The 12,767-nt window shown below is 73.2% G+C and carries 13 protein-coding genes; 3 read left to right on the top strand and 10 right to left on the bottom strand.

Annotation, left to right across the window (positions count from 1 at the left end; all coding sequences use genetic code 11):
• Positions 1–105 precede the first annotated feature (105 nt).
• Positions 106–1,032 (bottom strand): oxidoreductase, encoded by a 927-nt coding sequence (locus IMZ35_RS23690; protein WP_199443369.1) that lies wholly within the window; start codon positions 1,030–1,032, stop codon positions 106–108.
• A gap of 46 nt (positions 1,033–1,078) precedes the next feature.
• Positions 1,079–1,558 (bottom strand): hypothetical protein, encoded by a 480-nt coding sequence (locus IMZ35_RS23685; RefSeq protein ID WP_199443368.1) that lies wholly within the window; start codon positions 1,556–1,558, stop codon positions 1,079–1,081.
• A gap of 126 nt (positions 1,559–1,684) precedes the next feature.
• Between IMZ35_RS23685 and IMZ35_RS23680 the strand changes: the two genes are divergently transcribed.
• Together IMZ35_RS23680 and IMZ35_RS23675 are read left to right on the top strand one after the other, a co-directional pair.
• Positions 1,685–2,362, top strand: a complete 678-nt coding sequence (locus IMZ35_RS23680) for a TetR/AcrR family transcriptional regulator (RefSeq protein WP_199443430.1) — start codon at positions 1,685–1,687, stop codon at positions 2,360–2,362.
• Positions 2,363–2,372: 10 nt separating this feature from the next.
• The gene (locus IMZ35_RS23675; protein ID WP_199443367.1) at positions 2,373–3,305 is read left to right on the top strand and encodes an LLM class F420-dependent oxidoreductase; all 933 of its coding nucleotides are present in this window, start codon (positions 2,373–2,375) and stop codon (positions 3,303–3,305) included.
• A 25-nt stretch (positions 3,306–3,330) separates the two neighbouring features.
• On the opposite strand, the gene IMZ35_RS23670 is transcribed toward IMZ35_RS23675, so the two are convergent.
• The 7 genes from IMZ35_RS23670 to lpdA form a co-directional block, all read right to left on the bottom strand.
• Entirely contained in the window at positions 3,331–3,813 is a 483-nt protein-coding gene (locus tag IMZ35_RS23670) for an ArsR/SmtB family transcription factor (protein ID WP_199443366.1), read from the bottom strand.
• Positions 3,810–4,892, bottom strand: coding sequence for a serine hydrolase (locus IMZ35_RS23665; protein ID WP_199443365.1), 1,083 nt, complete (start codon positions 4,890–4,892; stop codon positions 3,810–3,812). The genes IMZ35_RS23670 and IMZ35_RS23665 overlap by 4 nt, the downstream gene beginning before the upstream one ends.
• Positions 4,893–4,952: 60 nt before the next feature.
• Complete coding sequence (lipB, locus tag IMZ35_RS23660; RefSeq protein ID WP_199443364.1) at positions 4,953–5,699, bottom strand: lipoyl(octanoyl) transferase LipB; 747 nt, start codon at positions 5,697–5,699, stop codon at positions 4,953–4,955.
• Positions 5,683–6,300, bottom strand: a complete 618-nt coding sequence (locus IMZ35_RS23655) for a phosphatase PAP2 family protein (protein WP_199443363.1) — start codon at positions 6,298–6,300, stop codon at positions 5,683–5,685. Before IMZ35_RS23655 ends, lipB begins: the two co-directional genes overlap by 17 nt.
• On the bottom strand, positions 6,297–7,187 hold the full coding sequence (locus tag IMZ35_RS23650) for a TIGR01777 family oxidoreductase (protein WP_199443362.1): 891 nt from the start codon (positions 7,185–7,187) through the stop codon (positions 6,297–6,299). The genes IMZ35_RS23655 and IMZ35_RS23650 overlap by 4 nt, the downstream gene beginning before the upstream one ends.
• A gap of 105 nt (positions 7,188–7,292) precedes the next feature.
• Entirely contained in the window at positions 7,293–9,053 is a 1,761-nt protein-coding gene (gene sucB / locus IMZ35_RS23645; protein ID WP_199443361.1) for a 2-oxoglutarate dehydrogenase, E2 component, dihydrolipoamide succinyltransferase, read from the bottom strand.
• Positions 9,054–9,108: 55 nt separating this feature from the next.
• On the bottom strand, positions 9,109–10,479 hold the full coding sequence (gene lpdA / locus IMZ35_RS23640) for a dihydrolipoyl dehydrogenase (protein WP_199443360.1): 1,371 nt from the start codon (positions 10,477–10,479) through the stop codon (positions 9,109–9,111).
• Positions 10,480–10,694: 215 nt separating this feature from the next.
• Here lpdA and IMZ35_RS23635 point away from each other — a divergent pair, with 215 nt between their 5' ends.
• Complete coding sequence (locus tag IMZ35_RS23635) at positions 10,695–11,021, top strand: oxidoreductase (RefSeq protein WP_199443359.1); 327 nt, start codon at positions 10,695–10,697, stop codon at positions 11,019–11,021.
• A gap of 55 nt (positions 11,022–11,076) precedes the next feature.
• Here IMZ35_RS23635 and IMZ35_RS23630 read toward each other — a convergent pair whose 3' ends face one another.
• Entirely contained in the window at positions 11,077–12,573 is a 1,497-nt protein-coding gene (locus tag IMZ35_RS23630; protein WP_199443358.1) for a leucyl aminopeptidase, read from the bottom strand.
• Positions 12,574–12,767: the final 194 nt, after the last annotated feature.

Genomic DNA, 12,767 nt, shown 5'->3' with positions numbered 1-12,767 from the left:
CACGTCGAACGTCGACGGCGAGTGCCGGACGTTCGTCGGCACGAGGCAGAACTGTCCGGAGGACGTTCGGTCGAGACGTCTCGCGAACCAGTATCCGTCCGGAGGTCAGGCGGGGTCGGGGGTCACACCGGTCAGTCGCGCGGTCAGCTCCCACAGCTTCGACGCGGTCTCCGGATCGCGGGCCGCCGCCGAGCGCGCGGCGGGCTTCGGGTGGCCGCGCATCTCGAACAGCGTGTCGGGGCCGAAGTAGTCGCCGCCGTCCACGCCGGGCGCGGTCGCGGCGTAGAGCTGGGGGAGCGCGCCGATCTCGACGCGCTGGGTGCCGATGTGGTCCCACAGCCCCGTCATCCGTCGCAGGAGCGGGTTGCCCCAGCTGCGGGCCGCGTTCGCGCCCAGTTCCGTGCGGGACAGGCCGGGGTGGGCGGCCACCGCGATCACGTCGTCGCCCGCTGCGCGCAGGCGGCGGTCCAGCTCGGCGGAGAACAGCAGGTTGGCGAACTTCGCCTGTCCGTAGGCGGCCCACGGCGCGTAGCGGCGGCGCTCGTAGTTCGGGTCGTGCAGGGAGAGGCCGCCCATCCGGTGCGCGAGGCTCGACAGCGTCACGACGCGGGAGCCGGGGGTCGCGCGGAGAGCGGGCATCAGCAGCCAGGTGAGCGCGGCGTGCCCGAGGTGGTTGGTGCCGAACTGGCGCTCGAAGCCGTCGGCGGTGGCGCCGCGCGGCGCGGCCATGACCCCGGCGTTGTTCATCAGCACGTGCAGGGAGTCGCCGGTGCGCTCGCGGACGTCAGCGGCCGCGGCGCGCACCGAGGCCAGATCGGCCAGGTCCAGCCGGACCAGCTCGGCGTCGCCGAGCGCCCGGACCCGCTCCAGCGCCGTCCGGCCGCGCTCGGGCGAGCGGCAGGCGAGCAGCACGCGCGCGCCCCGGCTCGCCAGCACCTCGGCACTGCGCAGGCCCAGCCCGGAGTTCGCCCCCGTGATGAGGACGGTGCGCCCGGTCTGGTCGGGGACGTCGGTGTCGCTCCACTTCGGCATGGTGCATTCCTACCGGGGGGTAACCGTGATCACCACCGGAACGCGGTCAGGCGCTGCGGGCCAGGCGGTGCAGCAGCGGCCGGCGACGCGCTCGCGGCGGCGTCGCGCGGACCAGGTTCAGGAACGCCGCACCCACCGGGGTGATCTCCTCGTCGGGCTCCGACAGCTCGGCCAGCCCCGCCGTCAGCGCCAGCAGGCGCTGCTCGCGCTCGACGGCCGCCCGGTCGGCGAGGTGGTGGTCGAGCACCGCGCGCAGCACGGGCTGCTCGGCGGCGAGTCCGCACCAGGTGCGCACGACGACCTCGACGCGGTCGGCGTCCCCGTTCCCGTCCTCGGCGGCGCTCAGCGCCACGCCCAGTCGCCCGGTCAGCTGCTGCATCCAGCGGTGGTGCAGGGCGAGCAGCAGGTCGTCCCGCGAGGGGAACAGGCTCGGGTCGTGGACCGGCGGTGCGGCGGGGTCGAGCTCGGCCCGGCGCAGAACGGCGTCCAGCGCGTCACGCCGTCGGTAGAAGTCGTTCCAGCTCACGGTGCCTCCTCGCGTGGTGACCGGCGTCGTACTCCAGGTCTGTGGCATACCGCCGGTATGACCTCACAGCGAACATACCACGGGTACGTACCGTCGGTATGTCGTACGGTTGTGAGCGTGGTGACAGTGCGGTCGAGGCGTGTGGACTACTCCGAGTCGACGAGGCAGGCGCTCGTGGACAGCGCGGTGGACCTCTTCGCCCAGCGGGGGTACGCGGGAACGTCCCTGGACGAGGTGACCAAGCGGTCCAGGGTCACGAAGGGCGCCCTCTACCACCACTTCAGCGGCAAGCAGGCCCTGTTCGAGGCCGCCTTCGACGCCGTGGAGACCCGGATCATGGGACGGCTCGCGGAGATCGTCTCCGCGCCGGGCGACCCGTGGGAGACCGCCGTCGCCGGTCTGCGCGGCTACGTGCGGGTCTGCCTCGAACCGGCCTTCCAGCGCATCGTCGTCCACGAGGCCCCCGTCGTCATGGGCTGGGAGCGCTGGCGCGAGGCCGAGGAGCACTTCAGCTACGGCCTGCTGCGCACCGCCGTCGAGCTGCTGGTGGACTCGGGCGAGATCGAGGACGTGCCCGTGGAGATCACCACGCGACTGCTGTTCGGCGCGCTGTCGGCCGGGGCCAGCACGATCGCGAGCGCCGCGGACCCGAAGCGGGCCAGCGCCGAGGTGGAACGCACGATCGTCCGCGTCCTGGAGGGCCTGCGGGTCCGCCGCGACCCCGCCGACCCCGCCGACTCCGCCGACGCGGTCGGGGAACCCCGGCACCGCTCCGGATCGCGGGGACGCTCGCGGCGGCGATAACGTGGTGCGGGTGGAACTCAGGATCTTCACCGAGCCCCAGCAGGGGGCCACCTACGACGATCTGCTGCGGGTCGCGCGCACCGCCGAGGACGCCGGGTACGGCGCGTTCTTCCGCTCCGACCACTACCTGAAGATGGGCGACGTCGACGGTCTGCCCGGTCCCACCGACGCATGGACCACGCTCGCGGGCCTGGCCAGGGAGACGACGACCATCAGGCTCGGCACGCTGATGACCGCGGCGACCTTCCGGCACCCCGGCCCGCTGGCGATCAGCGTCGCCCAGGTCGACCAGATGTCCGGCGGGCGCGTCGAGTTCGGCTTCGGCGCCGGGTGGTACGCCGAGGAGCACACCGCCTACGGCATCCCGTTCCCCGGCGTGCGGGAGCGGTTCGACCGCTACGCCGAGCAGCTGGAGATCATCACCGGGCTGTGGGAGACCCCGCTCGGCGAGACGTACTCGTTCTCCGGGAAGCACTACGAGCTGTCCGGCTCCCCGGCGCTGCCGAAGTCCGCGCAGTCACCGCGCCCGCCGGTGCTGATCGGCGGCACGGGCGCGAAGCGCACCCCCGCGCTCGCGGCGCGGTTCGCGAACGAGTTCAACCTGCCGTTCGCCGACGCCGCGACCGCCACGAAGCAGTTCGAGCGGGTCGAGGCCGCGTGCGGCGAGATCGGCCGCGACCCGGCGGAGATCGTCCGCTCGGCGGCGCTCGTGGCGTGCGTGGGCCGCGACGACGCCGAGATCGCCCGGCGGGCGGCGAGCATCGGCCGCGAGGTCGACGAGCTGCGCGGCAACGGTGTCGCCGGAACCCCGGCCGAGGTCGTGGACACGCTGTCGGCGTGGCGCGAGAGCACCGGCGTGGACCGGATCTACCTCCAGGTCCTCGACCTGGCCGACCTCGACCACGTCGAGTTCATCGCCGCCGAGGTCGCGCCCCAGCTCTGAGGCGCGACCACCGTGGCGGGCCGGTTCACGAACCGAGCTGGCCCGCCACGTCGGAGGCCGCGGCGAGCAGCACCAGGACGGGCACCACGGCCGTCGCGCGCAGGCGGTAGCTGCCGCGCTTGTCCTGCTCCACCAGTCCGGCGCCGGTCAGCGCCTTGAGGTGGTGGTAGAGCTGCCCGGTGGACCCGAGCCCGGCCGAGGACTGGAGCGCGGCGCCCTGCGCCGGGCCGTGCTCCACCAGCGTGCGCACGATGCCCGCCCGCACGGGGTGGGCCAGCGCCGCCAGCACGTCGATCCGCCGCCGGTCGTCCACGGCGAGCACCTGCCGCGCGGACACGTCGATCTGCCAGTGGACCTCGCCGCCGCCGAGTCGCACGTGCCCCCGGTAGCCGACGGTTCCGCCGTCCTCGGCGTCCGTCGGGTCGGGGGCGGCGGCCGCGGCGCCCTCGAGCGCCGCCACGCGCTGTTCGAGCTCGGTCAGACGTTGTGCGAGGTCCACCGCGGTCATGCTACGAGGCCGGCCGCCACTGCGCGGCGGACCTCCGGGTCGAGCAGGGCGTCGCGGACCAGGGCGACCAGCTCGCCGGACCGGCCGAACCACGCCTCGTCCACACCGGACAGCAGCACGGCCGCCGACCCGGTCCGTCCGTCGCGCCAGCGGACGCCGAAGCCGACGCCCAGCGCGCTCGGCAGCGAGCCGCCCTTGAACCCGATGCCCGCCACACCGTCCGGCAGGTGCTCCGCGTGCTCCAGCTCCAGCACGTCCCGCGCCACGGGGAAGCGCCCCGCCGCGACCGAGGCGTGCATCCGACGCAGGTCCGCCGCCGCGCCGCGCCCGTGGTCCAGGACCAGTCGCGCCTGCTCGTCGTAGGTGCGCGGGACCTCGGGGAACCGCCCCACGACCTCCAGCTGGAACTGCGGGTCGCGCAGGAACCGCTGCTCCAGGCGCAGACCGGTCGCCCGGCGCACGGCGGCGGGTGCGCCGGGCGGGGGCGCGCGGTCGGGCAGGACCAGCATCAGGACCTCGCCCAGCAGGGAACGCAGGTCGGGCTGCGGCCAGCCGCCCTCGGCGGCGGCCCGGCGCAGCGCGGGCTCGCCGAGGCGGTTGCGCAGGTAGTCGGTGGCGGCGTTGTCGCTGCACCGGATCATCACCTCGGCCAGGTCGGCCAGCCGCACCCGGTGCTCGGGGTCGTCGGCGGTGACGCCGTTGGTGAACGGGACGCCTAGCAGGGTCAGCGCGCTCTGGTGCGCGCCGCCGTCGAGCGCGGCGTAGTAGGCCTCCCAGTCGCCGACCCGCACGGGCTCGTCCGGGCTCACCAGCCCCCGCCGCACGGCGGTCGAGTACGCCGCGGCGTGCACGACCTTGACCGTCGACGCGAGCAGCAGCGGCGCGTGCTGCCGGTGGACGATCCGCCCACCGGCGCCGTCGTCCAGCGCCACGGCGACCTGATCGCGGTGGGTGGCGAACCACTCCGGCCAGTCGCGCGGCGACCCCCGGTCGGACGCGGCGGCGTGCGGCAGGTCGAGCAGCAGCGATCCGCTCACGACGGCTCCCGCGGCCAGTGCGCGTCGTCTGGTGAAGAGCACGAGGAACTCCCCTCTAGTATTCCGTAATTACGGAATACTAGAGGGGACGGGGACGTGCTGTCAGCCGGCCCGCACCGCGAAGGTGACGCCCGCGGCGGCCGGTTCCGGCCTCGGCAGCGTGCGGTCGGTGATCGGCAGCGAGCCGTCCAGCGCGGCCAGCACCGCGTCGCGCGCCATCGGCAGCACCTCCGCCACGGTCACGTCGCGTCCCAGCTCGTGCGACAGCGACGCCACGCCCGCGTCGCGGATGCCGCACGGGACGATGTCGCCGAACGCGGCCAGGTCGGCGTTGCAGTTGATCTCGAAGCCGTGCATGGTCACCCCGCGCTGCACGCGGATGCCGATGGCGGCGACCTTGCGCTCCACCCCGCGGTCGTCGGCGGGAATCCACACACCGCTGCGGCCCTCCACCCGGCCGGTGCGCACGCCCAGCCGGTCGCACACCTCGATCAGGGCCTGCTCCAGCCGCCGCACGTACTGCACGACGTCCAGCGGCTCGGTCAGCCCCACGATCGGGTAGCCGACGAGCTGGCCCGGCCCGTGCCAGGTGATCTTGCCGCCGCGATCGACGTCGATCACCGGGGTGTCGCCGCCGACGGGCCGCTCGTCGTCCGCGGTGCGTCGCCCGCACGTGTAGACGGGCGGGTGCTCCAGCAGCAGCAGGGTGTCGCCCCGCTCGCCCGCCGCGCGGGCCTCCACCAGCTCGCGCTGCACGTCCCAGGCCGCCTGGTACTCGATCGTGCCCAGCTCGCGCACCTCGACGGGATCGCTGGAGCTGCGGCAGGACTTGTCAGAACCGGTCGTCACGAACGCCGAGACTACGCCCGTGCGGCAGCAGTCCGAGCGCCGCCGACGCCAGCAGGCCCGCGCCCGTTACGCCCAGCACGGCACCGGCCGTGTCGGTCGGCCAGTGCATCTGGAGCACCACCCGGCTCGCCGCGGTCAGCGCCACCGCCGTCACCGCCAGTGCCACCGCGGCCCGCAGCCACCGGCGGGCGAGCCACGCGCACAGCACCACCGCGGTGAACGCCGCCGAGGTCACCGCCGTCACGTGCCCGCTGGGATAGCTCCACTTCGGGAAGTCGACCGGCCGCACCCGCTGGTAGCAGTAGCGGGCCAGCAGCGTGCTCCAGCACAGCCCGAACAGCACGGTGCAGCGCAGCAGCAGCGCGTCGCGCGCCAGCACCGTCCGCACCCCCAGGGCGAGCACCGCGATCAGCGCAGAGCCTGGACTCAGCACGAAGCTGATCCACGACGACACCACGACGAGCGGGCGCGTGCGGTGCTCCAGCGCGGCCCTCGTGACCGTCGCGTCCAGCGCCGGTGGCGCGTCGTGCACCAGCACGCCGAGCAGCACCGAGCAACCCAGCAGAACCGCGCCGAGTCCCGCGACGGCGACCCGGCTCACGCACCCACCGCTGCGCGCACCGCCGAGTCCAGCGTCGGGTGCAGGAACGGGAAACCGGCGTCCTCCAGCGCTCGCGGCACGGCGCGCTGCCCCGTCAGCACGGCCTCCTCCGCGAACCCGCCCAGGGCAGCCTTCAGCGCGAACCCCGGCACCACCCACGGCGCCGGACGCCCCACGACCCGCGCCACGACAGCGGTGAACTCGGCGTTCGTCACCGGCATCGGCCCGGTCAGGTTCACCGGACCGCGCAAGCCGTCCTGCTCGATCGCGAAGCGGATCGCCGTCGTCGCGTCGTCCAGCGAGATCCACGGCACGTACTGCTCGCCGCTGCCGAGCCTGCCGCCCAGGAACAGCGAGAACAGCGGCTTCAGCTTGCCGAACAGCCCGCCGGACGGGGAGATCACGACGCCCGTGCGCAGCAGCACCACGCGCGCGCCGGCCTGTCGCGCCGGCGCCGTCGCGGCCTCCCACTCGCGGCACAGGTCGGCCAGGAACCCGCTGCCGGGAGCGGCGGTCTCGTCGACGGCCCGCGGCCCCGTGTCGCCGTAGTAGCCGATCGCGGAGGAGTTGACCAGCACCGGAACCCCCTGCTCGGCGACCGCGGAGGCCAGCACCTCGGTCGGGACCGTGCGGCTGTCGCGCAGCACCTGCTTGCGCGCGTCGGTCCAGCGCTTGTCGCCGACGCCCGCGCCGCACAGGTTCACCACGGCGTCCGCGCCCGCGAGCGCGTCGTCGTCGATCCGGTCCGCCGGGGGGTTCCAGCCGCGCTCGTCGGGCGCGGCCGGACGGCGGCGCACGAGGCGGAGGACCTCGTGCCCCCGGCCCCGCAACGACGCGACCAGGCTCGTGCCGATCAGCCCCGACGATCCGGCGATCACGATGCGCATGTCTCGATCGTCTCCCAGAGGTGGTCCGCTCGCACAGCAGGACGGGTGTGGAAGAGCCCCCGGCGCGGGACGCGCACCGGGGGCTCCTCGTGACGAACGGGGTGGTCAGAGACCGAGGTCGGCCTCGAACGCGCCCTCCTCCAGGCGGTTCTTCACCGTGGTGAGGAACCGGCCCGCGTCCGCGCCGTCGACCAGGCGGTGGTCGTAGGTCAGCGCGAGGTACGCCATCGAGCGGATCGCGATGGTGTCGTCGCCGTTCTCGTCGGTGATGACCACGGCCCGCTTCTTCACCACGCCGACGCCCAGGATGCCGACCTGCGGCTGCTGGATGATCGGGGTGTCGAACAGCGCGCCGTTGCTGCCCAGGTTGGTCAGCGAGAACGTGCCGCCGGACAGCTCGTCCGGGGTGACCTTGTTCGCGCGGGTGCGCGCGGCCAGGTCGGCGATGTTGTGCGCCAGCCCGGCCAGGTTCAGGTCACCGGCGCCGTGGATCACGGCGTTGAGCAGGCCGCGCTCGGTGTCGACCGCGATGCCCAGGTGCTCGGCGCCGTGGTAGGTGACCTGCTTGGCCTCCTCGTCGATGGACGCGTTCAGCACGGGGTGCTGCTTGAGCGCCTCGACGGTCGCCTTCGCGAAGAACGGCAGGAACGTCAGCTTGACGCCCTCGCGCTGCTCGAAGGCGGCCTTCGCGCGGTTGCGCAGGCGGGCGATCTTGGTGACGTCCACCTCGAACACCTGCGTGAGCTGCGCGGACATCTGGAGCGACTCGCGGGTGCGCTGCGCCACGATCTGGCGGAGCCTGGGCAGCTTCTGCACGCTGCCGCGCAGGCCGCTGGTGTCGGCGGGACGGGCGGCCGGAGCCGCCGCACGCTGCGGGGCCGCCGCGGCCGGAGCCTGCTTCGGCGCCTCGGCGGCCTTCTTGGCCTCCTCGACGGCCGCGAGCACGTCCTGCTTGCGGATGCGCCCACCGACGCCGGTGCCCGTGAGCGAGCCCAGGTCGATGCCGTTCTCCGTGGCGAGCTTGCGCACCAGCGGCGTCACGTACGGGGCGCCGCTGGACTCGCCGTTCGACTGCTGCTGCGCCGCGGGAGCCTCCTGCTTCGGGGCCGCCTGGGCCTGCGGAGCGGGCTTCGGAGCCTCCTCGGCGGCTTCCTGCTTCGGAGCCTCCTGCTTCGGGGCTTCCTGCTGCTTCGGCTTCTCCTCGGCGGGAGCCGGAGCGGGCTTCGGTGCCTCGGCCTTCGGAGCCGGGGAACCCGAGCCGATCACCGCGAGCTGACCGCCGACCTCGACGGTCGCGTCCTCCTCGGCGTTGATCTCCAGCAGCGTCCCGGCCACGGGGGACGGGATCTCGGTGTCGACCTTGTCGGTGGAGACCTCCAGCAGGGCCTCGTCGACCTCGACGGAGTCGCCGACCTGCTTGAGCCACCGGGTGACGGTGCCCTCGGTGACGCTCTCGCCGAGCGCGGGCATCGTGACCGGGGTGCCCTCGGCGGAACCGCCGCCGGAGGACGCGGACTCCTGCTGGGGAGCCTCCTCGGCGGGGGCCTCCTGCTGAGCGGGAGCCTCGGGCTCCGGCTCGGCCTCGGGCCGGGACTCCTGCGCGGGCTCCGGGGCGGAGTCGCCGCCGGCACCGTCACCGATCACGGCGAGCTCGCCGCCGACCTCGACGGTGTCGTCCTCCTGGGCGACGATCTTCTGAAGCACACCGGCCGCGGGGGAGGGGATCTCGGTGTCGACCTTGTCGGTGGAGACCTCCAGCAAGGGCTCGTCGACCTCGACGGTGTCGCCCTCCTGCTTCAGCCACCTGGTGACTGTTCCCTCGGTAACGCTCTCGCCTAGTGCCGGCATCTGGACGGAGAAGGCCATCGTTCGCTGACTCCTCGTGCTCGTGTTGCTCGTTCGGCTGACTTGTGTTCGACGGTCAGCCGTGCACGTGCAGCGGCTTGCCGGCCAGGGCGAGGAATGCCTCGCCGAGGGCTTCTGTCTGGGTCGGGTGGGCGTGGATCAGCGGAGCCACGTCCTCGGGGTGAGCTTCCCAGCTGTAGATCAGCTGCGCCTCTCCGATCAGCTCGCCGACCCGCTCGCCGACCATCGTGATCCCGACGACGGGGCCGTCCGGAGCCTTGACGAGCTTGATGCCGCCCGCGGTCTTCAGGATCTGGGACTTGCCGTTGCCGGCGAGGTCGTAGACGAACGTCTCCGCCGAACCGTACTTCTCCTTGGCGGCCGCCTCGGTCAGGCCGACCGACGCCACCTCGGGCTTGCAGTAGGTGACCCTGGGGATGCCCGACTCGTCGATCACCTTCGGGTTCTGCCCCGCGATCTCCTCGGCCACGAAGATGCCCTGCTGGAAACCGCGGTGGGCGAGCTGGAGGCCGTGCACGACGTCGCCGACCGCGTAGACGTTCGGCAGGGTCGTGCGCAGGCGCTCGTCGGTGACCACGAAGCCGCGGTCGATCTGCACGCCGGCCTCCTCGTAGCCGTGGCCCGCGGTGTTGGGGCCGCGGCCGACGGCCACGAGCAGCAGGTCGGCGTCGAGCTGGTCGCCGGACTCCAGGCTCACCGAGACGCCGGTGTCGGTCTGGGTCGCGCCGGTGAACCGGACGCCGGTCTTGAAGGTGATGCCGCGGCGGCGGAACGCGCGTTCGAGCTGCTTGGAGGCGTACTCGTCCTCGGCGGGGACCAGGCGGGGGAGGGCCTCGACGATCGTGACGTCGGCGCCGAAGGAGCGCCACACGCTCGCGAACTCGACACCGATGACGCCGCCGCCGAGCACGACGACCTTCTCCGGCACGTGGTCCAGGTTCAGGGCCTGGTCGCTGGTGATCACGCGACCGCCGATCTCCAGACCGGGCAGGCTCTTGGCGTAGGACCCGGTCGCCAGGACCACGTTGCGACCGGTGTAGCGCTGGCCGTCGACCACGACGGTGTTCGGGCCGACGAAGGTGCCCGTGCCCTCGACGAGGGTGACCTTGTTCGCCTTGGCCAGGCCCTGCAAACCCTTGTAGAGCCTGCTGACCACGCCGTCCTTGTACGAGTTGACGCCGGCGACGTCGATGCCCTCCAGGCTGGCCCTGACGCCGAACTGGTCGCCCTCGCGGACGTTGTCCGCGACCTCGGCGGCGTGCAGCAGCGCCTTGGTCGGGATGCACCCCCGGTGCAGGCAGGTGCCGCCCAGCTTGTCCTTCTCGACCAGGACGACGGACAGACCCAGCTCCGCCGCGCGGAAGGCGCAGGCGTAGCCGCCGGAGCCACCGCCCAGGATGACGAGGTCGGCGGTCGTGTCGGTCACGGATTCTCCTCGACAGGCAACGTTGGCTTCTTCGGTGCGGGTAGATCTGCTCTCGCTCACGCGCGGGTGCGCGCGTAATGAGGCCATCTTGTCACTACCGGCCGACGTGCTTCGACGCGCCCCGTCGGCGAGCGGGTCGCGTCACGGCGGCTTGAGGCGGGCTTGACGGGCCCGCTGGCACGATGGGGGGCCGTCGCGCCCGAGGAGGTGGGCCCGTGGGGCTCTGGGATCGTTTGCGCAGGAAACCGCGTCCGGGGGTGCTCCGCACGTCCTCCTCGCAGGACACCGGTCACCTGCGGAGCTGGGCGGCCGAGCGCCGGGGGGTCGAGGCGTTCGTGGAGCCGAGGACGACCGTGACGGACACCACTGTGGTGCTCGTCGCTCACGACGGCGAGTGGACCCGCAGGCGCGTCGACGGCAGCGGGGGCGCGAAGAAGCTGGCGCGCGAACTCGGCATCCCGGTCTACGACGCCGGGCTGGTCGGCTACCCGCAGCGGATGCGCGACTGGACGGCTCGCAACAAGCGGGCGCCGGGGAACTGACCGTCCACTGCGGACACCGCCCGGCCGCGCCGGCCGGACGGTGTCCGCCGGGTGATCAGCCGTTGGCCGCGATGTCCGCGAGCACGGCGGCGATGGTGCGGACCGGAGTGCCGGTACCGCCCTTGCCGGTGTACCCGTGCGGGCCGCCGGAGTTGTACGCCGGGCCCGCGATGTCGACGTGCGCCCACTGGACGCCCTCGGCGACGAACTCGCGCAGGAAGATCCCGGCGGCGAGCATCCCGCCCCAGCGGTGGCCGGTGACGTTCGCGAGGTCGGCCAGGCGGGAGTCGAGGTCACCGCGCAGCTCCTCGGGCAGCGGCATGGCCCACGCGCTCTCGCCCACGGCGGTGCCGGTGGCGGCCACCCGGTCGCGGAACTCGTCGGAGCCCATGACGCCCGCGGTGCGCTTGCCCAGCGCCACGACCTGCGCGCCGGTCAGCGTGGCGGTCTCGATCAGGTAGTCCGGGCCGTCCTCGCAGGCGCGCACGATCGCGTCGGCCAGGATGAGCCTGCCCTCGGCGTCGGTGTTGAGGACCTCGACGGTCTTGCCGCCGTACATGGTCAGCACGTCGCCGGGACGGTAGGCGGCGCCGGAGGGCATGTTCTCCGCCATGGGCACCGTGGCGGTGACCTCCAGCGGGTACTTGAGCTTCGCGGCCAGCACGACGGCGGCGACGACGGCGGCCGCGCCGGACATGTCCGAGGTCATCTCGTCCATGCCGCCGGCGGGCTTGATCGAGATGCCGCCGGTGTCGAACGTGATGCCCTTGCCGACGAGCGCGACCTTCTTGCCGGTCTTCGAGCCCCGGTAGCTCAGGCGCACCAGGCGCGGCTGGCGGGTCGAGCCCGCGCCGACGCCGAGGATGCCGCCGAAACCGCCCTTGCGCAGGGCCTTCTCGTCGAGGACCTCGACCTCCAGGCCGACGGACCGGCCCAGTTCGGCGGCGCGGTCGGCGAAGGAGCCGGGGTACAGGTCGTTCGGCGGGGTGTTGACCAGGTCGCGGGCCGTGGTGACGGCCTCGGCGATGGCGGTGGCGGCCTTCAGCGCGGCGGTGTGCGCGCGCTTGGTGCCCTCGGCCGGGGTGACGAGGTCGACCCTGGCGACCGGGCCGTCGCCGGGCTCGGACTTGTACGCGGTGAACGAGTACGCGCCCAGCAGCGTGCCCTCCACGGCCGCGCCGAGGTGCAGGGCCGACAAGGCGGTGGCGGCGCGCTTCTTGCCGCCGAGCGCGCGAGCGGCGGCGCCGGAGGCGCGGCGGACCCGCTCCTCGCCGACCGTGCCGTCGGCGTCGGGCTTGCCGAGGCCGACCGCGATCACCAGGGGCGCGGTCACCCTGCCCAGCGACGGGAGCTTCACGACCTCCTCCGCCTTGCCGGTGGCGCCGAGGGTGGCGAGGACGTCGGTCAGCGAGCCGTCGAAGGCCGCGTCGACGGTCTCCGCTCCGGCGGCCAGCTCCAGTCCGCCGGCACCCTGGACCGTGCCGATCACGAGGGCGTCGACCTTGCTGGAGTGGAGGTCACTGTCGGTGAGGGCCAGCTTCGGCGCTGTCACGTACTGCTCCTTGGCGGTTCTCCCGAGACTGGTGTGTGCATCGGGAACGAATGCGGATGGTGACGCATGCTAAGCGCCACGGACGGTCTGTGGTTGTTGCGGGCGCTGTTAATAGCTGACAGTAATCAGAACCTCGGTAGAAGGTCGTTCGGCGGGGTGGTTACCCGTGCACCGGATGATCTGCGACTGTGTAG

It is taken from the genome of Umezawaea beigongshangensis (genome assembly GCF_016464305.1).
In the GTDB taxonomy this organism is placed as follows: Bacteria; Actinomycetota; Actinomycetes; order Mycobacteriales; family Pseudonocardiaceae; genus Umezawaea_A; species Umezawaea_A beigongshangensis.
This window is presented reverse-complemented; position numbering and strand designations above follow the sequence as displayed.